We start from the raw sequence: 23,304 nt of genomic DNA, 5'->3' as shown, positions 1-23,304 counted from the left end.
AGTTTGGTCGCCATCACCATGCCTGACACTCGCTACCACGACGTGTGGATCGTCATCCCCGCCTTCAACGAGGCGAGCGTCATCGGCGACGTCATCGCCGACGTTCGCTCCGTCTTCGGCAACGTCGTGTGCGTCGACGACGGCAGCCGGGACGACACCAGTGACCGTGCCCATCGCGCAGGCGCCCACGTGGTGCGCCACCCGGTCAACCTCGGACAGGGCGCGGCCATTCAGACCGGCGTCGAGTATGCCCGCAGCAGGCCCGGCGCCAATGTGTTCGCGACGTTCGACGCCGACGGCCAGCACCGGGTCAAGGACGTCGTCAGGATGATCGACCGGCTCACCGCCGAAGACCTCGACATCGTGATCGGCACCCGCTTCGGCGACCGCGCGCCCGAGCGGATGCCGAAGTTGAAGCGGCTGCTGCTGCCGATCGTCGCCAAGCTCAGCCCGGCCAGCCGCAAGCTCGGCCTGACCGATGCGCACAACGGGCTGCGGGTGTTCAACAGGACCGTCGCCGACGGGCTGAACCTCACGATGAACGGGATGGCGCACGCCAGCGAGTTCATCGCCCTGATCGTCGAGAACCATTGGCGGGTGGCCGAAGAACCCGTCGAGATCCTCTACACCGACTACTCGATGTCCAAGGGGCAACCTCTGGTCAACGGCGTCAACATCATCTTCGACGGCCTGCTGCGCGGAAGGATGCGCCGATGAACTGGATTCAGGTTCTGCTGATCGCGGCGATCGTGGTGCTGCTGGTGTACTTGCTGCGGTCCCGGCGCAGCGCGAAGTCCAGGGCGTGGGTGAAGCTCGGCTACGTGCTGTTCGTGATCGGGGCGATCTACGCGGTGATCCGGCCCGACGACACCACCGTGGTCGCGAACTGGCTCGGCGTCGACCGCGGCGCCGACCTCATCGAGTACTCACTGGTGATCGCGTTCCTGTTCACCACGCTCAGCGCCTACATGCGGTTCAAGGATCTGGAACTGCGCTACGCCCAACTGGCCCGCGCGGTCGCACTGGAAGGTGCACGGGCCCCCGAGGAGCGTTAGCTCCGGATTGCCGTCAGCTTCTCCCGGATCGGTCGGTGAGCAGTTCGGTCAGCAGCGCAATCCTGGCATCTTCGATCTCGGGCAGCGGCAACACCGCTCGGACGATCTCCGCGCCGTCGAAGACGTTCGTCAGCGTTGCCACCAACGCGCCGAACGTCTCCGGCGGGTACCGGTCCGTCCCTGGCAACGCGCGGGCGACGTCGTGGATGTTCGCCGCGTACTCCACCAAAACGGCCTGCAGGGTGACCTTCAGCTTCTCGTCGGTACGTGCGGCAATCAGGAGTTCGTACATCACGGTGTTGGTGTCGTTGCCCGTGACGTCGCGCAGAATGCCAAGTGCGGCTTCGAATGCTGGTTTGTCGGGCGGTATCTCGGCGACCCGCTTGGTGAACAGCTCCAGCTGACGTCGCATGACTTCGAGCGCGGTGGCCGCCATGAAGTCGCCCATGGTGGCGAAGTGTCGGAACAGCGCGCCGTCGGACACCTGGGCGCGCTTGGCGATCACCGCAGCCGACGCCCGCGCATACCCGACCTCGACGATCGTGTCGATGCATGCGTCGAGAAGGCGCGCCACCGTCTCCTCGCGGCGCTGCTGCTGGGTTCTTGCCATGTCAGACACGGACCTTCGGGGTGAGACGGGTATCGGCCCGAAGGAAGTGACCCGACTTCACGGTCGTCCCGTAACCCTCGCGGAACTCGCCGTTGCGGTACACGACGGTCCCGCCGACGCCCGTCGCGACCACTGCGGCGTCGTTGCGGTTGACCATCCGGCTCAGGCCGCCATAGAACGGGACCTTCTCCTCGTGGTAACCGTCGACCGACGCGTCGAGGCCTTCCGGGTTGATCACGACGAAGTCGGCGCGGTCACCTTGACGCAAGGTGCCCGCGTCGAGGCCGAACCACTCGGCGACCTCGGCGGTGAGGCGATGAATCGCCCGCTGGGTGGTGAGGAACGGATGCCCGGCGCGGTCGGCGTCACGCACTCGCTTGAGCAGACGCAGCGAGAAGTTGTAGAAGGCCATGTTGCGAAGGTGCGCACCGGCATCCGAGAAGCCCATGTGGATGGACGGTTCGGCGGCCAGCTTGTCGAGGTGCTTGGACCGGTGATTCGCGACGATGGTGGTCCAGCGGACGTTGCGCTCCCCGTTGTCGACGAGCACGTCCAGGAAGGTGTCGAGCGGGTGCAGCCCGCGCTCGACCGCGATCTGGCCGAAGCTCTTGCCGATCAACGTCTCGTCCGGGCATTCGACGATGACCGCATCGTGAAAGTCGCGGTGCCACAGCGATGGACCGAGCTTCTTGCGGTCGAACGAGCGCCGGAACCGGCGGCGGTACTCCTTGTCGGCGAGCAGTTCGTTGCGCTCCAATTGATCGCGCAGATGCAGCGCGGCGGTCCCTGCGCCGAACTCCTCGAAGACGGGCAAATCGATTCCGTCGGAGTACAACTCGAACGGAACCGGCAGATGCTGGAAGCGCACCAACGATCCGAACAGCTTGTTGATCAGCCGGACACCAGGGCCGAACACGTGAACCGCGGCGGGCGCCGACTTGGCGTCGGCCGACACCAGCAGGCTCATCCGGACACCGGGGCGGCGTCCGAACATGCGGCTACTGGAGAGAAAGAAGTTCAGTGCCGACATCGGGTTCTTCACGTCGGGGGCACTTTGCAGGATCCTGCGGTGCTTGCGCAGCACGGCGATCAGCTTGCGCCGTTCCCGCCAGGTCGCGAAGGTCGACGGCAGTGCGCGTGAGCGGAAGCGGTCGCCGTCGAGCTTGTCGATCGCCGCATCCATCCCGGACATCCCGAGAAGCCCTGCGTCGAGTGCCTTTTCGAGCATCGTGGCCATCTGGTCGAGCTCGGCGTCGGTCGGGTTCACGCCATCGGTCGTTGCGCGGTCGAGGCCGAGGACGGCGGTACGCAGGTCCGAGTGCCCGAGCATCGAGCTGACGTTCGGGCCCAGCGGCAGGTCGTCGAGCGCCGCGACGTACTCCGCGGGCGTGGTCCAGGTCTTCTTGGCGTCGAGCGCCCCGAGGACGAACTTGCGCGGCACCGCCTCGACCCTGCTGAACAGGTCGGCGGTGTCCTCGGTGCTGGCGTACACCGCCGAGAGCGAGCAGTTGCCGAGCAGCACGGTGGTGACGCCGTGCCGCACCGATTCCCGCAGACCCGGATCGAGCAGTACCTCGGCGTCGTAGTGCGTGTGCACGTCGACGAAGCCGGGGACGATCCACTTCCCGGACGCGTCGATCACGTCGGGGCAACCCGTCTCGTCCAGGGGGCCGACGGACACCGTGTCGACGATGCCGTCCCGGATGCCGAGGGTGCGGATCCGCGGGGCGCTACCGGTCCCGTCGAACCAGAGTCCGTTGCGGATGATCACGTCGTAGGTCATGGCGTCTACCAATCGTCGGGTTGTCGCCACCGTACAATAAAATGCGAGTACTCACAATCTTTTCTTACGACCATACGTCGAAACTGCGCACAGATCGCAATTTGCGAAGATCTTGCGATCTCCCAGCAGTCTCGGCGAGGGATCAGTCGGCAGCGCGGAAGAAGTCCACGGTCCGCGCCACACCGTCGTCGAGCACGACCTTCGGCGTCCAGCCGAGGACGGCATTGGCCCGACCGCTGTCCAGGCACGACCGCCTCAGATCACCGAGCCGGGGCGGGTGCATCTCGGGCTCATCGGGCGCCCCCGCCGCCGCGGCGATCGCCGAATGTAGTTGGCGCGTGGACGTTTCCACCCCGGTGCCGACGTTGAAGCGCTGCCCTCCCCCGGTCTCGCCAGAGGCCCGCACGAACGCGTCGACCACGTCGTCGACGAACACGTAGTCGCGGGTGTCGGTGCCGTCGCCGAAGATCTTCGTCGGCTTTCCCGCCAACAACGCCTTGGAGAAGATCGCGACCACGCCCGCCTCGCCGTGGGGGTCCTGGCGGGGCCCGTACACGTTGGCAGGCGCGATGTGCGAGCAGTCCAGGTCATACAGATTGCGGAACATGTTGAGGTACACCTCACCGCAGACCTTGCTCGCGGCGTACGGCGAGGCCGGGTTGATGGGCGTCTCCTCATTGGTCGGGTAGACCGGCGGCGTGCCGTACACCGACCCACCCGAGGAGGTGTGGACGATCTTGCGCACCCCAGCCTTGCGCGCGGCCTCGGCGAGTCGGACGGTGCCGACGACGTTGACGCTCGAATCGAACTGGGCGTCGTCCACCGAGCGGCTGACCGAGATCTGCGCGGCGAGGTGGAAGATCACCTCGGGCCTGGTCTCGGCGACCAAACCGACCAGATCGGCGTCGACGATGTCGGCCTTGGCGAACTCGTAAGTGCCGTGCCTCTCGGCGCCGACGATGTTGACGCTGTTCCCCGAACTGAGGTCGTCCACGCCGATGACGCTGTGGCCATCCGCCAGCAGGCGGTCTACCAGCGTCGATCCGATGAATCCGGCTGCTCCCGTGACCAGTGTCCGCACCGGCTCACCATACCGATGCCCGCCGAATTCCTCCCCGTAGAGTTGCGAGGAGTGAATTGGGTCTTCCGGCGGGCAGGAGCGAAGCGACCAGGGGATTGGGTCTGGATGACCGCCGTCGCGCTGATCGCGCTTCAGCTGGTCCTTCGGGCGGTGCTGGCGTTCCAGGGCTACTTCTACTGGGATGACCTGATCCTCACCGGGCGCGCGGGCACGCAGAGCCTGGTGTCGCCGTCCTACCTGTTCGATGACCACGACGGGCACGTCATGCCTGCGGCGTTCCTGATCGCCGGGACCATCACTCGACTGGCGCCGCTGAACTGGATCGGCCCTGCGATCAGCCTCGTCGTGCTGCAGTTGGTGGTGTCGCTGGCGTTGTTGCGCGCGCTGCGGGTCATCCTCGGCTGGCGGCCCGTGCTGCTGGTGCCGCTGACCTTCGCGTTGTTCGTCCCGCTGGGCGTGCCCGCGTTTGCGTGGTGGGCATCCGCGCTGAACTCGTTGCCGATGATCACCGCCCTGGCATGGGTGTGCGGCGATGCCATCCTGCTGGTGCGGACCGGGCTGCAGCGCTACGCGCTGAGTGGGGCGCTGGTGTTCCTTGGCGGTCTGCTGTTCTTCGAGAAGGCGGCGGTGATTCCGTTCGTCGCGTTCGCGGTGACCGCGCTGCTGGCCCACGTGACGGGCGAACGTGCTGCCGTGCTGACGGTGTGGCGTCGCGGGCTGCGGTTGTGGGTGGCGTCGCTGGCGGTGACGGCGGCGTGGATCGGGGTGTATCTCGTCGTCGTCGACCAGCAGCGCTGGAGCTTCGACCTCGGCATGACCTGGGACCTGCTGCGTCGATCGGTGACGCACGGGATCGTGCCCGGCCTGGCAGGCGGGCCATGGGACTGGCAGCGCTGGGCACCCGCTTCACCCTGGGCGACACCACCTTTGGTGGTGATGATCCTGGGGTGGGTCGTGCTGGCGGCGGTGCTCGTGGTGTCGCTGGTCCGCAAGGAACGCGTCGGCGCGGTGTGGCTGGTGGCCGTCGGCTACGCCGTCGCATGTCAGGTTCCGATCTATCTGATGCGCTCGTCGCGGTTCACCGCTCTGGAGTTGGCCCAGACATTGCGCTATCTGCCCGACCTCGTGGTGGTGCTGGCCTTGTTGGCCGCGGTCGGATTCTGCGCCCCGAACCGGCCGCAGTCGGCGTGGTTGGACGCGTCACGCGTCCGCACTGCCATGATCACCGCCTGCGCCCTGCTTTTCGTGGTCAGCAGCGTGTACTCGACGGTGACGTTCACCCGCATCTGGCGCGACAACCCGACCCGGCAGTATCTGCTGACCGCCGAAGCCAGCCTGGCGCAGGCGTACAACACCTCCAGCGCACCCATGCTCGACCAGGAAGTCGACCCGCTCGTCCTGCAACGCGTCGCCTGGCCGGAACACCTGGCCAGCCACGTCTTCGCGCTGCTGCCCCGCCGGCCCGAATTCGATTCGAGCACAACGGATCTACGAATGCTCGACATGAACGGAAGACTGCTTCCCGCCAAGGTCACGTGGGTGCGGTCGATCGTGCCGGGCCCGGATCCCAAATGTGGGTATCTCGTTCAGCCCGATGCTCCGGTCCGGATGCCGCTGGACGGCCCGCTGCTGCCGTCGGACTGGACGGCCGAGATCAACTACCTGGCCAACAGCGACGGCTCGATGACGTTGTCACTGCCCGAGGGGGTCGAGTCGAAGGTCCGGGTACGGCCCGGTCTGAACCGCGTCTACGTGCGGTTGTCCGGCGCCGGTGACTCGATCCTGGCCAAGGCCAACACCTCCGCCTTGTCGGTGTGCCTAGCCGCGGGGCCCGTCGGATATCTGGCACCGAGGTAGCTGGGCACTGATCCGTTTAGCACTGGCCCACAACGGCAATGGACAAGAGTGTGCAGTTCACCTCCGCACCCATCCGCCATCGGAGAACGACCGTCGACGGGATCGACGCGTTCTACCGGGAAGCCGGACCGGCAGATGCCCCGGTCGTGTTGCTGCCGCATGGCTACCCAGCATCGTCGTTCGTCTATCGCAACCTGATGGCCGCACTGGGAGACCGCTACCGCCTCATCGCTCCCGACCTTCCCGGGTTCGGTTACAGCGCAACACCTTCATCGGACGATTTCGGTTACACCTTCGACGCGTACGCTGCGTTCCTGCAGGCCTTCGTCGGCGCACTGAACCTGAACCGGTACGTCATCTGGTTGCACGACTACGGCTCGCAGTTCGGCTTTCGCCTGGCTCTGTCCGCACCGGACCGCGTTGCGGGCCTGGTCATCCAGAACGGCGACATCTACGAAGATGCCTTCGGCCCCATGTACGACTTCCTCAAGGAGTCGTGGGAGAACCCCGGACCCGCCGCCAGACGCAAGATCGCGGAGCACGTCACCCTGAAGGGCTTCGAGAGCGAGTTCCGTGGCGAACTCCCCGACGACGTGGCCACCCGGATCAGCCCCGACCTGTGGACGCTGCACTGGTCGCTGATGTCCACGCCGGCCCGTATCGCCAACCTCATCCGCCTCCTTGAGGACCAGCCGTCGACGTTGGACTGGTTCGCACGCGAACAGGCCTATCTGGGGGAGCATCGACCGCCGACGTTCATCGTGTGGGGACCTCACGACGGCTACATGCCCGAGAAGTCGGCGCGTGCATACCTGCGCGACCTGCCCGACGCACCGATCCACCTGCTCGGCGGTGGGCACTGGCTGCTGGAGACCCACCTGGATGAGGTCCTGCCCCTGGTGGATGGGTTCCTGGCGCGGGTCTACGCGCCGAGCGTGCCGTGACGGCGACGAAAGTCGCGATCCGTCGCCGTGGGTGCACACCCGCGGGGACGAAGCCGAGGCAAAAGGGAGCCACCTCGGGGAATCGAACCCCGGACCTTCTCATTACGAGTGAGACGCTCTACCGACTGAGCTAAGGCGGCGTGCCCGATCTGACATCCGGGCGGGACGAGTCTACGACAGCAGCCCGCGCGCGCCCAAGTTGCGCCAAGCCTCAGCTGCGCAGCGCCTGCCCGACGGTCGCCACCATGGCGTCGACCGCGAACTTCGGCTTCACGTTCACCGCAAGCGCCTCCCGGCACTCAAGCACCGCCTCGATGCAGCGCAGCAGCCGGTCGGGAGGCACGACCGCCGCCATCGAAGCGACCTTGTCGGCCATGTCGGGGTGGTTGGCCGCTACCGCGCCTGCACCCGAGGACACCAGGAGCGCGTCGCGGAAGTAGGTGGCGAGGTCGATCAGCGCCCGGTCGAGGGCATCGCGCGACGCCCGGGTGTGGCGTGACTTCTGCCGCTTCTCAAGGTCTTTCAGCGCGCCCGTCGCTCCGCGCAGGGCTCCGGCCGTGCCCTTGCCCGTGCCGCCCGCCCCCAGCGCCGTGCGCAGCTCCTCCGTCTCGGACTCGTTGCGGTCGCCAGTCAGCGACTTCGCCTCGTCCTCCGCGGTCGCGACCAGCTCCTCGGCGGCGGCATACGCCCGGGTCGGCGTTGCCGCGTCGCGGGCCAGCCCCAGCGCACGCTCCCGACGCCTGCGCGCCTGCTCGTCGGTGGCCAGTCGGCGCGCCCGGCCCACGTGCCCACCGCTGACGGACGCCGCCCACCGGGCGTCGGCATCCGACAGTCCGTCGGTGTCGATCAGCACCTGGGCGATCGCGTCCACCCGGGGCGTCACCAACGCGATGTGGCGGCAGCGCGAGCGCAGGGTGATCGCGATGTCCTCCGGATCCACCGACGGTGCACACAGCAGGAAGACCGTCGACGGCGGTGGCTCCTCGACCACCTTGAGCAGTGCGTTCGCCGCACCTTCTGTCAACCGGTCGGCGTCTTCGACCACCACGACCTGCCAGCGTCCCGTTCCTGGCCTGCGCGAGGCGATCTGCACGATGTTGCGCATCTCGTCCACCCCGATCGACAGGCCCTCGGGAATGATGCGGCGCACGTCGCCGTGCGTGCCCGCCATCGTCGTCGTACAGGCCTGGCACTCCCCGCAGCCCGGTACGCCATCCGACGTGCACTGCAGCGCCGCTGCGAAACACAGCGCGGCGATCGACCGCCCGGAACCCGGCGGGCCGGTGATCAACCACGCATGGGTCATGTTGCCGGTCGTCATTGCGCTGTGAGTGGAATCACCGCGGGCCGCCGTCGCTGCAGCCACCAACTCCGCTTCGACGGCGTCCTGGCCCACCAGACGCGAGAAAACACCGCTCATCGGGACCCAACACTAGTGTCCGAACCCGACACGAGCTTTCAGACAGGGGCGATACACGTCCCCGTCGCCCGATACGGTTGTCGGGTGACCGAGGCGATACGGATTGGGCGAATCACCGCGCTCGTCCGTTGGGTCGCGCGTACGCCGTGGCCGGTCTTCTTGCTGGGCATGCTGCAGGCCGACATCATCGGCGCGTTGCTGGTGTTCGGCTTCCTGCGCTTCGGGCTGCCCCCAGAGGACCGTGTCCAGCTGCAGGACCTGCCTGCATTCAACCTGGCGGTCTTCCTGGCCTACCTGTTCGTGTCCTTCACCGTCGGCTGCTGGCTGACCTTGCGCCTGCTGGTCCCGGTGATCCGCTGGCAACGCCGCGACACGCTGCTGGTGGACGGCGACACGGACATCACCGAGCTGGCGCGCGTGCGGGCCTTGAAGATGCCGTTCTACCGGTCGGTGATCAGCGTCTCGAACTGGCTCCTCGGCTCCGTGGTGTTCATCGTCGCCAGCTGGCCCGTCGCCAGCCACTCCGCCCCGGTCGTTGCCGTCGCCAGCGCCCTCGGTGCCACGGCCACGGCGATCATCGGCTACCTACAGTCCGAACGCGTGCTGCGCCCCGTCGCCGTCGCGGCGCTGCGGGGCGGCGTCCCCGAGGCCTTCAAGGCTCCCGGCGTGATCCAGCGGCAGGTGCTGACCTGGGTGCTGTCCACCGCAGTGCCGGTGCTGGCGATCGTCCTGGCCCTGGTCGCGAGCAAGTTCGAAATCCTGACCGCACCGGCCGAGCGGCTCAACACCCCGATCCTGCTGCTGTCCATCACCGCCCTGGTGATCGGGCTGGCAGGCACGGTGCTCGTCGCGATGTCGATCGCCGACCCGCTTCGCCAATTGCGCTGGGCGCTCGGCGAAGTCCAGCGCGGCAACTACAACGCGCACATGCAGATCTACGACGCCAGCGAGCTGGGCTTGCTACAGGCCGGATTCAACGACATGGTCCGCGATCTGGCCGAGCGACAAAGGCTTCGGGACCTGTTCGGCCGCTACGTCGGCGAGGACGTCGCCCGCCGCGCGCTCGAACGCGGTACCGAACTCGGTGGCCAGGAGCGCGACGTCGCGGTGTTGTTCGTCGACCTGGTCGGCTCGACGGAACTCGCATCCACCAAGCCGGCCTCCGAGGTCGTCAGCCTTCTCAACGAGTTCTTCCAGATCATCGTCGACACCGTGAACCGGCACGGCGGGTTCGTCAACAAGTTCCAGGGCGATGCGGCACTGGCCATCTTCGGTGCGCCCATCGAGCATCCCGACGCGTCGGGCGCGGCACTCGCGGCGTCCCGCGAACTGCACGACGACCTCGTTGAGGTGTTGGGCCAGACGGACTTCGGCATCGGCGTCTCGGCAGGCCGTGCCATCGCAGGCCACATCGGTGCGCAGGCCCGCTTCGAGTACACCGTGATCGGCGACCCCGTCAACGAGGCGGCCAGGCTGACGGAGCTGGCCAAGCTGGAACAGGGCCACGTGCTGGCATCGGCGATCGCGGTCAGCGGTGCACTGGACGCCGAGGCGCTGTGCTGGGACGTCGGCGAGATCGTCGAACTGCGTGGCCGCCTCGCACCAACCCAGTTGGCGAGGCCAGTGACTCTGGCTGCGCCGGACGAAGTTCCGAGCGAATTGCAGCGCGAGAGCTAGCTCTTCTTGACGGCCTTCTTGGCGGGCGCCTTCTTGGCCGGTGCCTTCTTCGCGGCCGCCTTCTTCGCCGTCTTCTTGGCGGGTCCGCGGGCACGACGATCGGCGAGCAACTCCGATGCTCTGCCGTCGGTGATCGACAGGACGTCGTCACCCTTGCGCAGGCTGGCGTTGGTCTCACCGTCGGTGACGTACGGGCCGAATCGGCCGTCCTTGATCACCATCGGCTTCTCCGAAACGGGATCGGTGCCGAGCTCGCGCAGAGGCGGGGTGGCCGCGCCCTGCCCGCCGCGCCGCTTGGGCTCGGCATAGATCTTCAACGCCTCTTCGAGGGTGACCGTGAACATCTGGTCTTCGTTGGCCAGCGAGCGAGAGTCGGTGCCGCGCTTGAGGTATGGGCCGTAGCGCCCGTTCTGCGCGGTGATCTCCTCATTGTTCGCCGGGTCGACCCCGACCACGCGCGGCAGCGACAGCAGCTTCAGCGCGTCCTCGAGCGTGACCGTCTCCAGGTCCATGGAGCGCAGCAGGGATCCGGTGCGCGGCTTGGGGCCGGTCGGCTTCTTGGCCTTCTTGGCGCCAACACCCGCGTCGGGGTCCTCTGGCGGTTCGGGCTCGGGAAGCACCTCGGTCACGTACGGGCCGTACCGGCCGTCCTTGGCGACGACCTCGTGCCCGCTCTCGGGGTCGACGCCGAGCGAACGCCCTTCCTGCGGTGTGGAGAACAGTTTCTCGGCGAGCTCGATGGTGAGCTCGTCGGGCGTCAGGTCGTCCTTGAGGTTGGCGCGCTGCGGGGTGGGCTCGCCGTCATCACCGGTGATCATCCGCTCCAGGTAGGGACCGTTGCGGCCGACGCGGACGTTGATGGCGCGCCCCTGGTCGTCGTCGAACAGCTTGATGGAGTTGACTTCCCGCGCGTCGATGCCCTCGAGGTTGCCGCCGACGAGCTTCTTCAGACCGCCTGAGCGGGCGATGGAGCCGTCGACGCCGTGCTCGCCACCGAAGTAGAAGTTGTTGAGCCAGTTGGTCCTTCGCTCGTTACCGGAGGCGATCTCGTCGAGCTCGTCCTCCATGGCAGCGGTGAAGTCGTAGTCGACCAACCGGCCGAAGTGCTGCTCAAGCAGACCCGTCACCGCGAACGCCACCCACGACGGGACCAGCGCGCTGCCCTTCTTGTGGACGTAGCCACGGTCCTGGATGGTCTTGATGATCGACGAGTACGTCGACGGCCGCCCGATGCCGAGCTCCTCGAGCGACTTGATCAGCGATGCCTCGGTGTAGCGCGCTGGCGGGCTGGTGGTGTGCCCGTCGGCGGTCAGGTCGGCGGCGTCGACGCGCTGCCCCTGGGTCAGGTTCGGCAGCCGGCTCTCAGCGTCGTCGGCCTCACCACCGGCCTGCTCGTCGAGGCTCTCGACGTAGGCCTTCAGGAAGCCGGCAAACGTAATGGTGCGGCCGCTGGCGCTGAACACGACCTGCTCGCCCGAGCGGGCGGTTCCGGAGATCCGCAACGACAGCGTGGTGCCGCGCGCGTCGGCCATCTGGGAGGCGACGGTGCGCTGCCAGATCAACTCGTAGAGCCGGAACTCGTCGGTGTCGAGCTGTGCGTGCAGCTGGCCAGGCGTCTGGAACACGTCACCGGCCGGCCTGATGGCCTCGTGCGCCTCCTGGGCGTTCTTCACCTTGCGGGTGTACTGCCGCGGCGTCGGGTGGACGTACTCCTCGCCATAGAGCTGCCTGGCCTGGTTACGGGCCGCTTCAATGGCTGTGGCCGACAAATTCGTCGAGTCGGTACGCATATAGGTGATGTAGCCGTTCTCGTACAGCCGCTGCGCGATGCTCATGCAGCGCTCGGAGGAGAACCGCAGCTTGCGGCCCGCCTCCTGCTGCAGCGTCGAGGTCATGAACGGGGCGTACGGCTTGCGGGTGTACGGCTTCTGCTCGACCGACGACACGGTCATCTGGGCGCCGCGCAGGCCGGTGGCCAGCGCGCCTGCCGCGGCCTCGTCGAGGACCAGCACCTCGTCGGGCTTCTTGAGCCCGCCCAACGAGTCGAAGTCGCGCCCGGCCGCCACGCGGCGTCCGTCGACCTGATTGAGCTTCGCCGTGAACCTCGGCGGCGACGCCTGGGCGTCCGACACGCTGGCGTCGAGTTCGGCGGTGACGTCCCAGTAGCCGGCGCTGCGGAACGCCATGCGCTCGCGTTCGCGCTGGACGATGATCCGGGTCGCCACCGACTGCACGCGACCCGCCGACAACTTGGGGGCCACCTTCTTCCACAGCACGGGGCTGACCTCGTAGCCGTAGAGGCGATCGAGGATGCGGCGCGTCTCCTGCGCGTCGACCAGGTCGATGTCCAGGTCGCGGGGGTTCTCCGCGGCGCTCAGGATCGCGGGCTCGGTGATCTCGTGGAACACCATGCGCTTGACCGGGACGCTGGGCTTGAGCGTCTCCAGCAGGTGCCAGGCGATCGCTTCACCCTCGCGGTCACCGTCCGTGGCCAGGTAGAGCTCGTCGACGTCCTTGAGCAGGCCCTTGAGCTCGGTGACCGTGCTCTTCTTCTCGGGGCTGATGATGTAGAGCGGTTCGAAGTCGGCGTCGACGTTCACGCCAAGCCGGGCCCATGGCTCGGACTTGTACTTGGCTGGCACGTCCGCGGCGGCCCTTGGCAGGTCGCGAATGTGGCCGCGGGAGGACTCCACGATGTAGTTGGCGCCTAGGTAACCAGCGATTTTGCGTGCTTTGGTGGGCGACTCGACTATGACGAGTCGCCGCACGATCCGGCCCGCGGCCGCACGCCCACCTGGCGCACTGCCGTTCTCGCCGCCCTCCTGGTCAGCCAACTCTTCCTACACTCCACTCTTGTGCCGCGGGCCGTGCGCCGGACGTTGAGCGTCCATGGTCGCAGTGGCTCCCGGCAACGATAACCGCAGCCAACTTCGCATTCCGCGCGCGCCGACGCAAACTGGATTCCCCCGTACTGGACCTCAGGTCCGTGGCCATTGCGAGAACGCCTCCGTATCGCCCGGTGGTTCCCCCACGTTCTCTACCAGGCGTAACAGTCTCCTGCGACCGCTGATCCGCAGTGCGGGATGGCTCCCGCGAGTGCCGATCAAGGTCGGTGCGATTCCTACCCTCATCATCGCCGATGCGAGGGCAGTATGCGTGTCCGGTGCATGCGGGTCGAGTCCGAGCAGGTAGCGGTCGGATGCCTCAGGGGTGCCCGCGGCCAACGTCCATGCCCTCAGTTCCCTCGGCCCTGGCAACCATTGCGGAGGGACGGTCTTCACCGCGCCACGGGTCCAGGCCGCCGCCATCACCGTCAACCGGCGGTCGACCGCGGTGCGGACCAGCGGGGTGTTCTCGTCGGTGCGGCCGATCTCGGGTGCGAGCCCGGTCTCGGCGATCATCTCGGCAAGCGCCTCGGCGCGCCACAATCGATCGACCACCACCGACAAGCGCGCCCCCTGCTGCGCACCGCTACCGACCAGCACGACCTGGCCCGCCGCAGCGAGAATCCCGGTCAAGTCGGCCACCGCGGGCGGCATCGACTCAGCCGAGAAGAACGACAGCTGACTCACGAAATCGACACTAGGCCAGCAGCGCACCCACGAGGTGTCACCGGGCCGCATGACGCGACTGGGAACACCGAAAAGGAAAAACCCCCACATACCCGTCAGAGGGACATGCGGAGGTTTCCTTCAGATCGTCGCCGAGTCAGACGGGCTTGACGCTGAGCGCCTGCGGGCCCTTGGGGCTCTGCTCGATCTCGAACTCGACCTTTTGATTCTCCTCGAGGGTGCGGAACCCGTTGGACTGAATCTGCTTGTAATGGACGAAGACGTCGCCGCCGCCGTCTTCCTGCTCGATGAACCCGTAGCCCTTTTCCGGGTTGAACCACTTAACAGTTCCCTGAGGCATCTGTACTTCTTTCCTTCTACTACTGCGGGTGCGGTCCACCGCCTTCGGTGAGCCGGGCCCGTTCCGACCGCCATACCTTCGTGGAAGCGCCGGAACAGACCGACCTACAACCCTCGCAGGAACCGCGGCCGCAACGACGTTCCTGCGAGTGCTGACACACGAACACAGAAGCTGCGACCACGATAAGTGAATCATGTCCGGGGGCTTCGCGACAGTCTTGTTGTGATCATGTGGTTAACAATTCGGGCGGGGAACGCGGGCACGAGATAAGGAGGCGAAACAGTGTCGGATCGGGCGTCGGACTTCGGTCGCGAGCTGCTCGCCTGCGCCGTCGACGGCACCAACTCCTCGGAGCATCCGCTACGCCACGTCGCGGATCTGGCACCGCGCCACGCCCGCGCCCAATCGTGGCCCCGCTGGGCCGAATCCGACGTGGTAGCGGCCTTCGTCGAGCGCGGTATCACCGAACCCTGGTCGCATCAGGTATCCGCCGCCGACCTCGCGCACTCGGGCCGCCACGTGGTGCTCAGCACCGGCACCGCATCGGGCAAGTCGCTCGCCTACCAGCTGCCGATCGCGTCGGCCCTTGCGGCCGATCCGCGCGCCAGGGCGTTGTACCTATCCCCCACCAAGGCACTCGGTCACGATCAGCTGCGCGCCGCGCAGGGGTTGTCCGACGCCGTCGCGCGCCTTTCGACGGTCGGACCGAGCGCTTATGACGGTGACAGCTCCCAGGAGGCGCGGCGGTTCACCAGGGAGAGCTCGCGGTGGATCTTCTCCAACCCCGACATGATCCATCTGTCGATGCTGCGCAATCACGCAAGGTGGGCCGTGTTCCTGCGCAACCTCCGGTTCATCGTGGTCGATGAATGTCATTACTACCGCGGCATCTTCGGCTCGAACGTCGCGATGGTGCTGCGCCGGTTGATGCGGTTGTGTGCGCGTTATGGGGGTGACGGACCGGGGCCGACGGTGATCTTCGCCAGCGCGACGACGGCATCTCCCGCGGCGACCGCCTCGGAGTTGCTCGGGCAGACGGTCGTCGAGGTGACCGACGACGGCTCACCGCAGGGTGGGCGCACGGTGGCGCTGTGGGAACCAGCGCTGCTGGCCGATCTGATGGGCGAGAACGGCGCTCCGGTACGACGATCGGCTGGAGCGGAGGCCTCCCGTGTGATGGCCGACCTGATGGCCGAGGGCGCGAGGACGTTGACCTTCGTCCGCTCGCGGCGTGGCGCCGAACTCACCGCGCTCGGTGCGCGGGCCCGGCTCGAGGACGTCGCACCGGAACTAGCCGACCTGGTCGCCTCCTACCGCGCCGGCTACCTCGCCGAGGACCGCCGCAGCCTGGAGAGCGCGCTGGCCGACGGCCGGTTGCGCGGACTGGCCACCACCAATGCCCTCGAACTGGGTGTCGACATCGCGGGCCTGGACGCCGTGGTGCTGGCCGGGTTCCCCGGCACGGTGGCCTCCTTCTGGCAGCAGGCAGGCCGGGCGGGACGGCGGGGGCAGAGCGCCTTGATCGTCATGATCGCGCGCGACGACCCGCTCGACACCTATCTCGTCAACAATCCCGGCGCGCTCCTGGACAAGCCGATCGAGCGCGTCGTGATCGACCCGGTCAACCCGTACGTGCTCGGGCCCCAACTGCTCTGTGCAGCAAGCGAACTACCCCTGACCGGCGCCGAGGTGCGGATGTGGAACGCCGAAGCCGTTGCCGAGACGTTGGTCGACGACGGGCTGCTGCGGCGACGGCCCACCGGCTACTTCCCCGCGCCGGGCGTCGACCCGCATCCGGCGGTGGACATCCGGGGGTCGTCGGGCGGGCAGATCGCGATCCTCGAGACCGGCACCGGCCGGATGCTCGGCAGCACGGGCGCGGGCCAGGCACCCGCGTCGGTGCATCCGGGCGCGGTCTACCTGCACCAGGGCGAGAGTTATCTGGTCGACTCGCTGGACTTCGAGGACGGCGTCGCGTTCGTCCGACCGGAAGATCCCGGATACACGACGTCGGCGCGCGACGTCACCGACATCGTCGTCACCGGGCCGGGGACGCGTCGTACCTTCGGGCCCGTCACCATCGGCTTGGTGCCCGTGTCGGTATCGCACACGGTGGTCGGCTACCTACGTCGCCGACTCAACGGCGAGGTGATCGACTTCGTCGACCTCGACATGCCCACCCAGACGCTGGACACCATGGCGGCGATGTGCACGATCACACCGGAAGCATTGCAGGACAACGGCATCAACCCACTTCGCGTACCGGGTTCATTGCACGCGGCCGAACACGCGGCGATCGGATTGCTACCTCTGGTGGCCAGCTGCGATCGCGGCGACGTCGGCGGTGTGTCGATGGCGGTCGGCCCTGAGGACGGCATGCCGACGATCTTCGTCTACGACGGGTACCCGGGCGGTGCAGGCTTCGCCGACCGCGGCTTCGGCGAGATCGTCACGTGGTGGGGGGCCACCGCGGCGGCCATCGACGCCTGCGAGTGCCCAAACGGTTGCCCGTCGTGCGTGCAGTCGCCGAAGTGCGGAAATGGCAACGACCCGCTGGACAAACGGGGTGCGGTCGCGGTGCTGCGTCTGGTGCTCGGCGAGTTGGCGCGTCACGGTGGGTGACGGCCCGCTGGACGACCTACCCCTCGACGGTCGTCTTCACGGATCGGTGGCTGGGCCTCGATCAAGGCTCGCCGAACACACAGACGATGCGAGGAACGGCCGGACAACGCGATCCGTTCTCAATCCCGGCGGTACCGGGTGCTCACGCAAAATACCGCCTGGCATGGGTGCGCGCAAACCCATTTCGACCGTTCTCGGAGCTCACCGCGTGCCCGGGGCGCGACAATACCTACGGATTTCGTTGCGCGTTTGGCTCCCGGCCCGCTGTTAGCTGACCGGTACTATTCCGCCATGACACCGGATTGGCTCCTCGTGGAAACACTTGGTGCCGAGCCGACCGTGGTGGCACAGGGCCAGCAGACCAAGAATCTCGTCCCCATCAGCGCCTTCCTGCGCCGGAACCCGAACCTGATGGCGATTCGAACGGCCATCGGCGAGACCGTTCGGGCGGGCCTGCCACTGAGCAGCATCACGCCGAAGAACGACCGCGTGATTCGCACCGAGGTCGTGCAGATGTCGGACGGCCGCATTCACGGCGTCCACGTATGGGTGGGCCCACCCGACGTCGATCCGCCGCCGCGCGGCATCCCAGGACCGCTGAAATGGGACCTGACCAATCGAATCGCCACGGACACTCCGGAATCGCTCTACAACAGCGGGCTAGACCCGTCCGTCGAGGAAACCCATGGCCGCGCCTTCGCCGAGGATCTGCCCACCCGCGATCTCAACCCCAGCGAGGCGGAAGTGCTGTCGGCCGTGATCAAGCCCGAGCCTGGCCGCACCTTCTGCAGCACCTGGGACATCAGCGACCACGCGGGCAATCCGATCACCGTGGGTTTCACCGCCCGCGTCATGGTCGAGCGCGATGACGCCGGCCACGACCTGTTGGTCTGTCGCGCGATGAACTGGCGCAGTGCGCGCGTCGAGGTGGTGGTGGCACCGAATGACCTCGCGCAGCGAATTCTGAACGGCCTTGCCCAACCTGGTGTTCATCGCGCGCTCGTCGATCTTTCGTCGTGGACCCTACTCAAGTGGCTCGACGATCCGTGCCCGTTCTACGACTGGCGCGCCAGCGAGAAGGGCGCGCCGATGGTGCATCCCGACGATGAAGTCGAGATGACGTCGATGACAACGGATTTCGAGGACGGGTCAGCATCCCGCGTGTTGCGGTTGCGCGCGCGCGACGGTGGCTGGACGCCCATCCACGTCACCGCGCACCGCGTCGAACTCGAGGAGAACACCTTCGCTGGACTGCTCTCGCTGCGCCTGCCCACCGACGACGAACTCGCCGTCGCCGCCGAAGCTCCGCAGTCCCGCGGCACCCGCAAGGGGCGAGCTGGCAAGAAGAAGGCAGGCCGTACCTAAGCGCGGATTCCCCTGCTACTGAGTCACATCAACCCGGTCCCGCCCGCGCGGCGGCCCGCGCCGTACCCAACCCCCACCGCCCGAGCGCCGCATCCACGTCGACACTGACCACGACGTCGAGTGCCTCCACCGCGCATGCGGTAACGCGTGCGTTCATCCGATCGGCGACCGAGACCGCCCACTCGCACGCCGTGTTCTGCCCCGCGGCGAGCCTGCCCGCCGCGGCCAGCGCGGCGAGGTCGGCGGCCGACTGCGCGCGGTGTCTGGCGATCATCGCCGACCCGACCACCATCGCGGCACCAACTGCGGCAAGGATCACCGCCATCATCGCCACCGCCAGCAGCGTGGACGAACCCCGGTCACTGCGATCCGGGTTCGATCGCCGCGACTGCTTCGGCCGCGATGGTGATCCCCGGCAGCAGTGGCGATCTCGCGGCGACCCGCGCGATGACGCGGCCGCCGCTGCGGCGCACCTCCAAACCCGCCCCGGCCGGGCCGACCGTGCGCGCCACCTCGGAGGCACCACGCTGGTCACCCCGCGCCGCCAGCCTCGCGGCCTCTCGCGCCGCGTCCACGCACCGCACCTGCATGGCCACGGCCGTGAGCCCAGCGAGGCACAACACCAGGACCACGACGAGTGCCGCGACGGCGAACGCCGCCTCGACCGTGACACCGCCCGCATCGTCTCTCAGACGTTGGTATTGAGCGCCCGGGTGATGATGTTGGTCAGCGCACTCACGATCGAGTCGCCGGTCACCACGGTGTAGAGGATGGCGCCGAACGCCGCGGCGGCGATCGTCCCGATGGCATATTCGACCGTGGACATCCCGGACTCGTCGATCACGAGCATCGTCAACCGAACCTTCAACTGCCGAAAGACGTTCAACTGCCGAAAGACATTGTTCATCTTCGTGTTTCCCCCTCATTCGTCCTCCCACTCGCGGCACGTCCGCGAAGCGACAACCCGGCAGGCCCGCTCACCACACACCTGACCGCAACACGTCACCGGCCAGGCCCACGACCACTGGCACGATGCCCAAGCAGAGGAAGGCAGGCAGATAACAGAGGCCGAGTGGCCCGGCGATCAGGACCGCAGCACGCTCGGAGGCGGCCTGTGCTGCGTCACCGGCATCGAGCCTGGATTGCTCGGCCAGCTCACTCACGCCCTGCGCCAGCGCCGTGCCCGACGCCGCCGACCGTCGCGCCAGGCGAAGGAGCGCCTCGATCCGTTGATCCGCAGGCCTGCCGACATCCGTCCATGCGGTGGCAGGGTCAGCACCGAGCGTCAGCAGATCCGCTGCCCGCACCAGCACCCCGGCCAACGGGTGCGGGGCGGACGGTCCCGTCGCGGCGGCTGCTGTGGCCACGGCCATGCCCGAGGTCAGACAGGCTGCGAAGACGTCGAGGCTGGATGCGACGGCAAGCGGGTCGCGGGACCGCTCGGATGCCGGTGGCCGCGGAAGGGACGCACCCTTCGCCCGGTCGAGCAACTGCCCGGCCCGCGCGGAGTTACCCCCGATCAGCAGCGCCGCGGCCAGCAGCATTGCGGCCCAACTCATGTCAGCACCCGGTTGGTGATGCGGTCCGACCACGCCAGCCCGCAGCACGCCAGGACGACGCCGATGACGAGCAGCCAGCCACCGAGACCGGCGGACAGGAGGAAGCGCACCGGGTCGGCACCGATCAGTTCACCGAGGCCGATGCCCAGCAGCGGGAGCCCGGCCAGGATCACCGCCGTAGCGCGGGCCCCCGCCATGCCCGCACTCACCCTGGACGCATAGCGATCCCGTTCGACGATGTCGCGGTGTGCGGTGCGCATCAGTGTCGCGATCGCCAGGCCGTGCGCCTGGGCCAGCTGCCAGCACACCGCCAGACGCTCCCACTGTGCTGGCAGCATCGATTGTGCTGCAACATCTCTCAGCCCTGCCCCGACGTCGGCACCCAACCGCGCCCGCGCCGCCACCTCGTTCAACCTGGTGGCGACGGGACCGTCCACCTCGGCCGCTGCCGTCTCGAAGGCGGCGATCGGGTGGGCGCCGACCCGTAGTTCACCGACCAGAACGGAGAGTGCCCCCTGCAGCGCATCGGATTCCGCGGCACGCCGAGCGCTCAGGACGGCCCGCCGTCGCCGTGCGGCCAACGTCAGCGCCAGGATCGCGAAGGCCACGACCACCGTGATCGGCACGACGAGGATTAGAGCGATGACGCACAGAACGCCGGCGAGTATCCACGCGGGGCGTCGCGCTGGTCTCGGGACGTCCCGCAACCCGAGTCGTCGCCGCGGCGGACCCGGCGCGATCAACAGGGCCAGCGCGAGGCTGACGGCGGCCACACTCACGCCCGCCCCCGCGCCACGAGACTGCTCAAATCCGCCATGCCGTCGGCGAATCCGCGTTCGGAATGCCAAGCGGTGAGCGCGCTCACCAATCCGTCCGACCCGCGCCGCAGCACGGCGACCTCGGCCAGGTGCCTGCGCCCGCCGCGGTCCCGGCTCACGTGCAGAAGCACCTGGACCGCGGCGGCGAGCTGGCTGTGCAGCGCCGACCGGTCCAGACCTCCGAGTGCGGCGAGGGCTTCGAGGCGGGACGGCACCTCGGCGGGACTGTTTGCGTGCACGGTACAGGCGCCCCCGTCGTGGCCGGTGTTCAGTGCGGCCAGGAGATCGACTACTTCGCCGCCGCGCACCTCACCGACCACGATCCGGTCGGGGCGCATCCGCAGGGCCTGCTTGACCAGGTCCCGCACCGTCACCTCCCCGATGCCCTCGACGTTCGCGCACCGCGCGACCAACCGGACTAGGTGCGGATGCCGCGGCGCCAATTCCGGTGCGTCCTCGACGCATACGATGCGTTCATCGGGCGGCATGGTGCCCATCGCGGCGGACAACAACGTGGTCTTGCCCGCGCCCGTGCCGCCAGAGACCAGGAATGCCAATCGCGCACCGATGATCTCGGCGAGCAGCCCGCGTGCGTCCGCGGCGATGGCGCCCGCTCCGACCAGCGCGTCGAGATTCTGGGTGGCCGGCCGCAGCACCCGCAACGACAGGCACGTGCCGCCGCCCGCGATCGGAGGGAGCACTGCATGCAGCCGCACCACGAGGTCGCCGATGCCAAGACCGGTCAACTGCCCATCGACCCACGGTTGTGCCTCGTCGAGTCGCCGCCCGACCGACAGTGCGAGACGCTGTGCCAGGCGCTGGACCGCGGCGTCATCGGCGAAACGGATCGTAGTGCGACGCAATCCGTTTCCGTCGTCGACCCATACCGCGTCGGGTGCGGTGACCAGCACGTCGGTGGTGCCGTCGGCGCGCAACAGCGGCTCGAGGATTCCCGCCCCCGTCAGTTCGGTTTGCAGGACCCGCAGGTTGCTCAATACCTCGGTATCACCCAGCACGCCACCGGATTCCGCGCGGATGGCGGCGGCGACCACGTTCGGCCGAAGCGACGCCGACTCGGCGGCCAGCCGCTCCCTGACCCGGTCGATGAGAGAAGTATTCACGCCGCCCCCACCCGCTGGGGCAGCACCGTGAGCACCCGTCGGGCCGCCGACGCCAGCGGCGAACGGCGACGCAGGCGCAACCCGCCGTGCTCGAGCATGGCCGCCACGCCAGGTTGTGTCCGCATCGCGGCCAGCGGTGGCAGCCCAACGATCTGCGCGACGTCGGCCGAGCTCAATCCTCCCGGCGACGGCCCGCGGACCACGAGACCGACGTTCGGGTTGGAGGCCACCAACCATTGCGCGGTGGCCGCTGCGGCGGCGCACGACCGAACGTCTGCGGGGGTCAGGAGAACCACCAGATCGGCTGCGTCCAACGCGGCTTCGACGACGGTGGTGGCTCGTCGAGGAAGGTCGCAGACGACGGTGGTGCCGCCGCGACGGCCGGCGTCGATGACCGCGCCGAGTGCGATCGCGTCGACCTCGCTGGGCGCGCGGCCTGCGGAGAGCACCGTCACGCCGTCGCGGGTCGGGAGTGCGTCGTGTAGGGCCGCGTAGTCGAGCCGGCCACCCTGCAACGCCAGGTCGGGCCAGCGCAGCCCGGCCTCTGCTTCCCCACCGACCGCCAAATCGATGCCACCGCCCCACGGATCCACGTCGACCAGCAGCGCCGTCGGTGCGGCGAAGGCGAGTGCCGTTGCGAACACCGATGCTCCGGCACCGCCGCGCCCGCCGATGACCGCGAGGACGGCACCGTGACGCTCGGCCCGTCGCGACTCCACCGCATCCGCGAGCTCGGCGACCAGATCGGCCTCTTGGCCCGGCAGGACCAGCACCCGCGCAACCCCAACGGCGATCGCCGCTTCCCACTGCCCTTGCCGCGGCTCGGAACGTCCGACGAGGAAGACGCGACCGCGACGCGGCATGGCGAGTTCAGCACAGCGGCAGGCGGTTTCAACGTCGAGGACGACGGCCGAAGCGGCTTCCCACACCTTGCGGCTGGACGGTTCGGACGCGTGCACGACCCGGATCCCGACGGCCGCGCCGACGCGGTCGACCTCGTTGCGCAGGTCCGCATCCGCGACCAATGCGAGGATCCCGCCACTGGTGTTCATCACCCCACTCTGAGCGAGCGTGACGACGAATCGCTACGCCAGCGAAGCCATCTGTGGACGAAATCGGATCTGTGTACAAAGGCCTCAACGGCGAAGTTTGCCGGCGGCGCGGCTCGGCGAGTGCGCTCGAGCGGAAGAAAAAGACCCCAGAAAAGGGACGACCCCCGCCAGGGGGGGAGGAGGCGGAGGTCGTCGTGTATCAGCCCCGGGGGGTCGGGCTGATGCACACCCGGCATAAGCCGAGTAATGCTCACTATACACACGCTTACTTGGAGGGTGGCAAGTCCTGCTTTCACACGCAACAACCCTGTGACCTGGAAAGTTGCAGCAACGGCCACGTGACATTGACTGCCACTTGAGCGGAGCCGCCAACCCCCGTCATGCCCGCGGCACCTATGCTGAGACTGTGAGCGCATCCGACCAAGCGG

The 23,304-nt window shown here is 67.9% G+C and carries 19 protein-coding genes, 1 tRNA gene and 2 pseudogenes; 7 read left to right on the top strand and 15 right to left on the bottom strand.

Translation table 11 applies throughout. The annotated features are described in order from the left end of the window. The first annotated feature begins 18 nt into the window (after window positions 1-18). Window positions 19-717, top strand: a complete 699-nt coding sequence (locus tag HNP02_RS25140; protein WP_184443196.1) for a glycosyltransferase family 2 protein — start codon at window positions 19-21, stop codon at window positions 715-717. Continuing rightward, window positions 714-1,055, top strand: coding sequence for a DUF2304 domain-containing protein (locus tag HNP02_RS25135; RefSeq protein WP_184443195.1), 342 nt, complete (start codon window positions 714-716; stop codon window positions 1,053-1,055). Before HNP02_RS25140 ends, HNP02_RS25135 begins: the two co-directional genes overlap by 4 nt. Window positions 1,056-1,068: 13 nt before the next feature. Here HNP02_RS25135 and HNP02_RS25130 read toward each other — a convergent pair whose 3' ends face one another. From HNP02_RS25130 to HNP02_RS25120, 3 genes and pseudogenes are all read right to left on the bottom strand, one after another. Then, window positions 1,069-1,665 carry a TetR/AcrR family transcriptional regulator gene (locus tag HNP02_RS25130; protein ID WP_184443194.1) on the bottom strand — a complete coding sequence of 199 codons (597 nt, stop codon included), beginning with the start codon at window positions 1,663-1,665 and terminating at the stop codon, window positions 1,069-1,071. 1 nt (window position 1,666) lies between these two features. Beyond that, window positions 1,667-3,486: pseudogene (locus HNP02_RS25125) on the bottom strand (amidohydrolase family protein). Window positions 3,487-3,590: 104 nt separating this feature from the next. Continuing rightward, on the bottom strand, window positions 3,591-4,529 hold the full coding sequence (locus HNP02_RS25120; protein ID WP_184443192.1) for an NAD-dependent epimerase/dehydratase family protein: 939 nt from the start codon (window positions 4,527-4,529) through the stop codon (window positions 3,591-3,593). 105 nt (window positions 4,530-4,634) lie between these two features. Here HNP02_RS25120 and HNP02_RS25115 point away from each other — a divergent pair, with 105 nt between their 5' ends. Both HNP02_RS25115 and HNP02_RS25110 read left to right on the top strand, forming a co-directional pair. Further along, window positions 4,635-6,386 (top strand): hypothetical protein, encoded by a 1,752-nt coding sequence (locus tag HNP02_RS25115; protein WP_184443191.1) that lies wholly within the window; start codon window positions 4,635-4,637, stop codon window positions 6,384-6,386. Between the two features lie 38 nt (window positions 6,387-6,424). After that, on the top strand, window positions 6,425-7,330 hold the full coding sequence (locus HNP02_RS25110) for an alpha/beta fold hydrolase (protein WP_184443190.1): 906 nt from the start codon (window positions 6,425-6,427) through the stop codon (window positions 7,328-7,330). Between the two features lie 67 nt (window positions 7,331-7,397). Here HNP02_RS25110 and HNP02_RS25105 read toward each other — a convergent pair. Beyond that, window positions 7,398-7,470 (bottom strand) — tRNA-Thr (locus HNP02_RS25105). A 71-nt stretch (window positions 7,471-7,541) separates the two neighbouring features. Then, window positions 7,542-8,750, bottom strand: coding sequence for a DNA polymerase III subunit delta' (locus HNP02_RS25100; protein WP_184443189.1), 1,209 nt, complete (start codon window positions 8,748-8,750; stop codon window positions 7,542-7,544). Between the two features lie 84 nt (window positions 8,751-8,834). Between HNP02_RS25100 and HNP02_RS25095 the strand changes: the two genes are divergently transcribed. Beyond that, on the top strand, window positions 8,835-10,427 hold the full coding sequence (locus HNP02_RS25095; protein ID WP_309241681.1) for an adenylate/guanylate cyclase domain-containing protein: 1,593 nt from the start codon (window positions 8,835-8,837) through the stop codon (window positions 10,425-10,427). Here HNP02_RS25095 and topA read toward each other — a convergent pair. The 3 genes from topA to HNP02_RS25080 form a co-directional block, all read right to left on the bottom strand. Beyond that, entirely contained in the window at window positions 10,424-13,198 is a 2,775-nt protein-coding gene (topA, locus tag HNP02_RS25090) for a type I DNA topoisomerase (RefSeq protein WP_184443491.1), read from the bottom strand. The genes HNP02_RS25095 and topA overlap by 4 nt on opposite strands. A 207-nt stretch (window positions 13,199-13,405) precedes the next feature. Continuing rightward, window positions 13,406-13,999: a hypothetical protein gene (locus tag HNP02_RS25085; RefSeq protein ID WP_184443188.1), complete on the bottom strand. Its 594-nt coding sequence runs from the start codon at window positions 13,997-13,999 to the stop codon at window positions 13,406-13,408. A 136-nt stretch (window positions 14,000-14,135) separates the two neighbouring features. After that, window positions 14,136-14,339, bottom strand: a complete 204-nt coding sequence (locus HNP02_RS25080; protein WP_149370616.1) for a cold-shock protein — start codon at window positions 14,337-14,339, stop codon at window positions 14,136-14,138. 282 nt (window positions 14,340-14,621) lie between these two features. Between HNP02_RS25080 and HNP02_RS25075 the strand changes: the two genes are divergently transcribed. Next, a complete protein-coding gene (locus HNP02_RS25075) occupies window positions 14,622-16,961 on the top strand; it encodes a DEAD/DEAH box helicase (protein WP_184443187.1) in 2,340 nt (779 codons plus the stop codon). A 291-nt stretch (window positions 16,962-17,252) separates the two neighbouring features. Continuing rightward, window positions 17,253-18,326, top strand: a complete 1,074-nt coding sequence (locus tag HNP02_RS25070; protein ID WP_184443186.1) for a PAS domain-containing protein — start codon at window positions 17,253-17,255, stop codon at window positions 18,324-18,326. A gap of 28 nt (window positions 18,327-18,354) precedes the next feature. On the opposite strand, the gene HNP02_RS42965 is transcribed toward HNP02_RS25070, so the two are convergent. The 7 genes and pseudogenes from HNP02_RS42965 to ssd form a co-directional block, all read right to left on the bottom strand. Next, window positions 18,355-18,849 carry an Rv3654c family TadE-like protein gene (locus tag HNP02_RS42965; protein ID WP_309241693.1) on the bottom strand — a complete coding sequence of 165 codons (495 nt, stop codon included), beginning with the start codon at window positions 18,847-18,849 and terminating at the stop codon, window positions 18,355-18,357. Beyond that, window positions 18,758-18,949, bottom strand: a pseudogene (locus HNP02_RS43805) (TadE family type IV pilus minor pilin); the annotation flags it as partial. The pseudogene HNP02_RS43805 and the gene HNP02_RS42965, both read right to left, overlap by 92 nt. A 65-nt stretch (window positions 18,950-19,014) precedes the next feature. Further along, window positions 19,015-19,233 carry a DUF4244 domain-containing protein gene (locus tag HNP02_RS25060; protein ID WP_184443184.1) on the bottom strand — a complete coding sequence of 73 codons (219 nt, stop codon included), beginning with the start codon at window positions 19,231-19,233 and terminating at the stop codon, window positions 19,015-19,017. A gap of 70 nt (window positions 19,234-19,303) precedes the next feature. Continuing rightward, window positions 19,304-19,885, bottom strand: coding sequence for a type II secretion system F family protein (locus HNP02_RS25055; RefSeq protein ID WP_184443183.1), 582 nt, complete (start codon window positions 19,883-19,885; stop codon window positions 19,304-19,306). Continuing rightward, a complete protein-coding gene (locus tag HNP02_RS25050) occupies window positions 19,882-20,664 on the bottom strand; it encodes a type II secretion system F family protein (RefSeq protein ID WP_184443182.1) in 783 nt (260 codons plus the stop codon). Before HNP02_RS25050 ends, HNP02_RS25055 begins: the two co-directional genes overlap by 4 nt. After that, window positions 20,661-21,824 carry a TadA family conjugal transfer-associated ATPase gene (locus tag HNP02_RS25045; RefSeq protein WP_184443181.1) on the bottom strand — a complete coding sequence of 388 codons (1,164 nt, stop codon included), beginning with the start codon at window positions 21,822-21,824 and terminating at the stop codon, window positions 20,661-20,663. Before HNP02_RS25045 ends, HNP02_RS25050 begins: the two co-directional genes overlap by 4 nt. Beyond that, complete coding sequence (ssd, locus tag HNP02_RS25040; protein WP_304611013.1) at window positions 21,821-22,876, bottom strand: septum site-determining protein Ssd; 1,056 nt, start codon at window positions 22,874-22,876, stop codon at window positions 21,821-21,823. The genes HNP02_RS25045 and ssd overlap by 4 nt, the downstream gene beginning before the upstream one ends. Between the last annotated feature and the right edge of the window lie 428 nt (window positions 22,877-23,304).

It is taken from the genome of Mycobacterium sp. AZCC_0083 (assembly GCF_014202335.1).
In the GTDB taxonomy this organism is placed as follows: domain Bacteria; phylum Actinomycetota; class Actinomycetes; order Mycobacteriales; family Mycobacteriaceae; genus Mycobacterium.
This window is presented reverse-complemented; position numbering and strand designations above follow the sequence as displayed.

What these genes read in the sequence shown, in the direction of transcription:
- HNP02_RS25140 (WP_184443196.1), top strand. Translation starts at nt 19, where the DNA reads ATGCCTGACACTCGCTACCACGACGTGTGGATCGTCATCCCCGCCTTC.
- HNP02_RS25135 (WP_184443195.1), top strand. Translation starts at nt 714, where the DNA reads ATGAACTGGATTCAGGTTCTGCTGATCGCGGCGATCGTGGTGCTGCTG.
- HNP02_RS25130 (WP_184443194.1), bottom strand. Translation starts at nt 1,665, where the DNA reads ATGGCAAGAACCCAGCAGCAGCGCCGCGAGGAGACGGTGGCGCGCCTT.
- HNP02_RS25115 (WP_184443191.1), top strand. Translation starts at nt 4,635, where the DNA reads ATGACCGCCGTCGCGCTGATCGCGCTTCAGCTGGTCCTTCGGGCGGTG.
- HNP02_RS25110 (WP_184443190.1), top strand. Translation starts at nt 6,425, where the DNA reads ATGGACAAGAGTGTGCAGTTCACCTCCGCACCCATCCGCCATCGGAGA.
- HNP02_RS25100 (WP_184443189.1), bottom strand. Translation starts at nt 8,750, where the DNA reads ATGAGCGGTGTTTTCTCGCGTCTGGTGGGCCAGGACGCCGTCGAAGCG.
- HNP02_RS25080 (WP_149370616.1), bottom strand. Translation starts at nt 14,339, where the DNA reads ATGCCTCAGGGAACTGTTAAGTGGTTCAACCCGGAAAAGGGCTACGGG.
- HNP02_RS25070 (WP_184443186.1), top strand. Translation starts at nt 17,253, where the DNA reads ATGACACCGGATTGGCTCCTCGTGGAAACACTTGGTGCCGAGCCGACC.
- HNP02_RS25060 (WP_184443184.1), bottom strand. Translation starts at nt 19,233, where the DNA reads ATGAACAATGTCTTTCGGCAGTTGAACGTCTTTCGGCAGTTGAAGGTT.
- HNP02_RS25055 (WP_184443183.1), bottom strand. Translation starts at nt 19,885, where the DNA reads ATGAGTTGGGCCGCAATGCTGCTGGCCGCGGCGCTGCTGATCGGGGGT.
- ssd (WP_304611013.1), bottom strand. Translation starts at nt 22,876, where the DNA reads ATGAACACCAGTGGCGGGATCCTCGCATTGGTCGCGGATGCGGACCTG.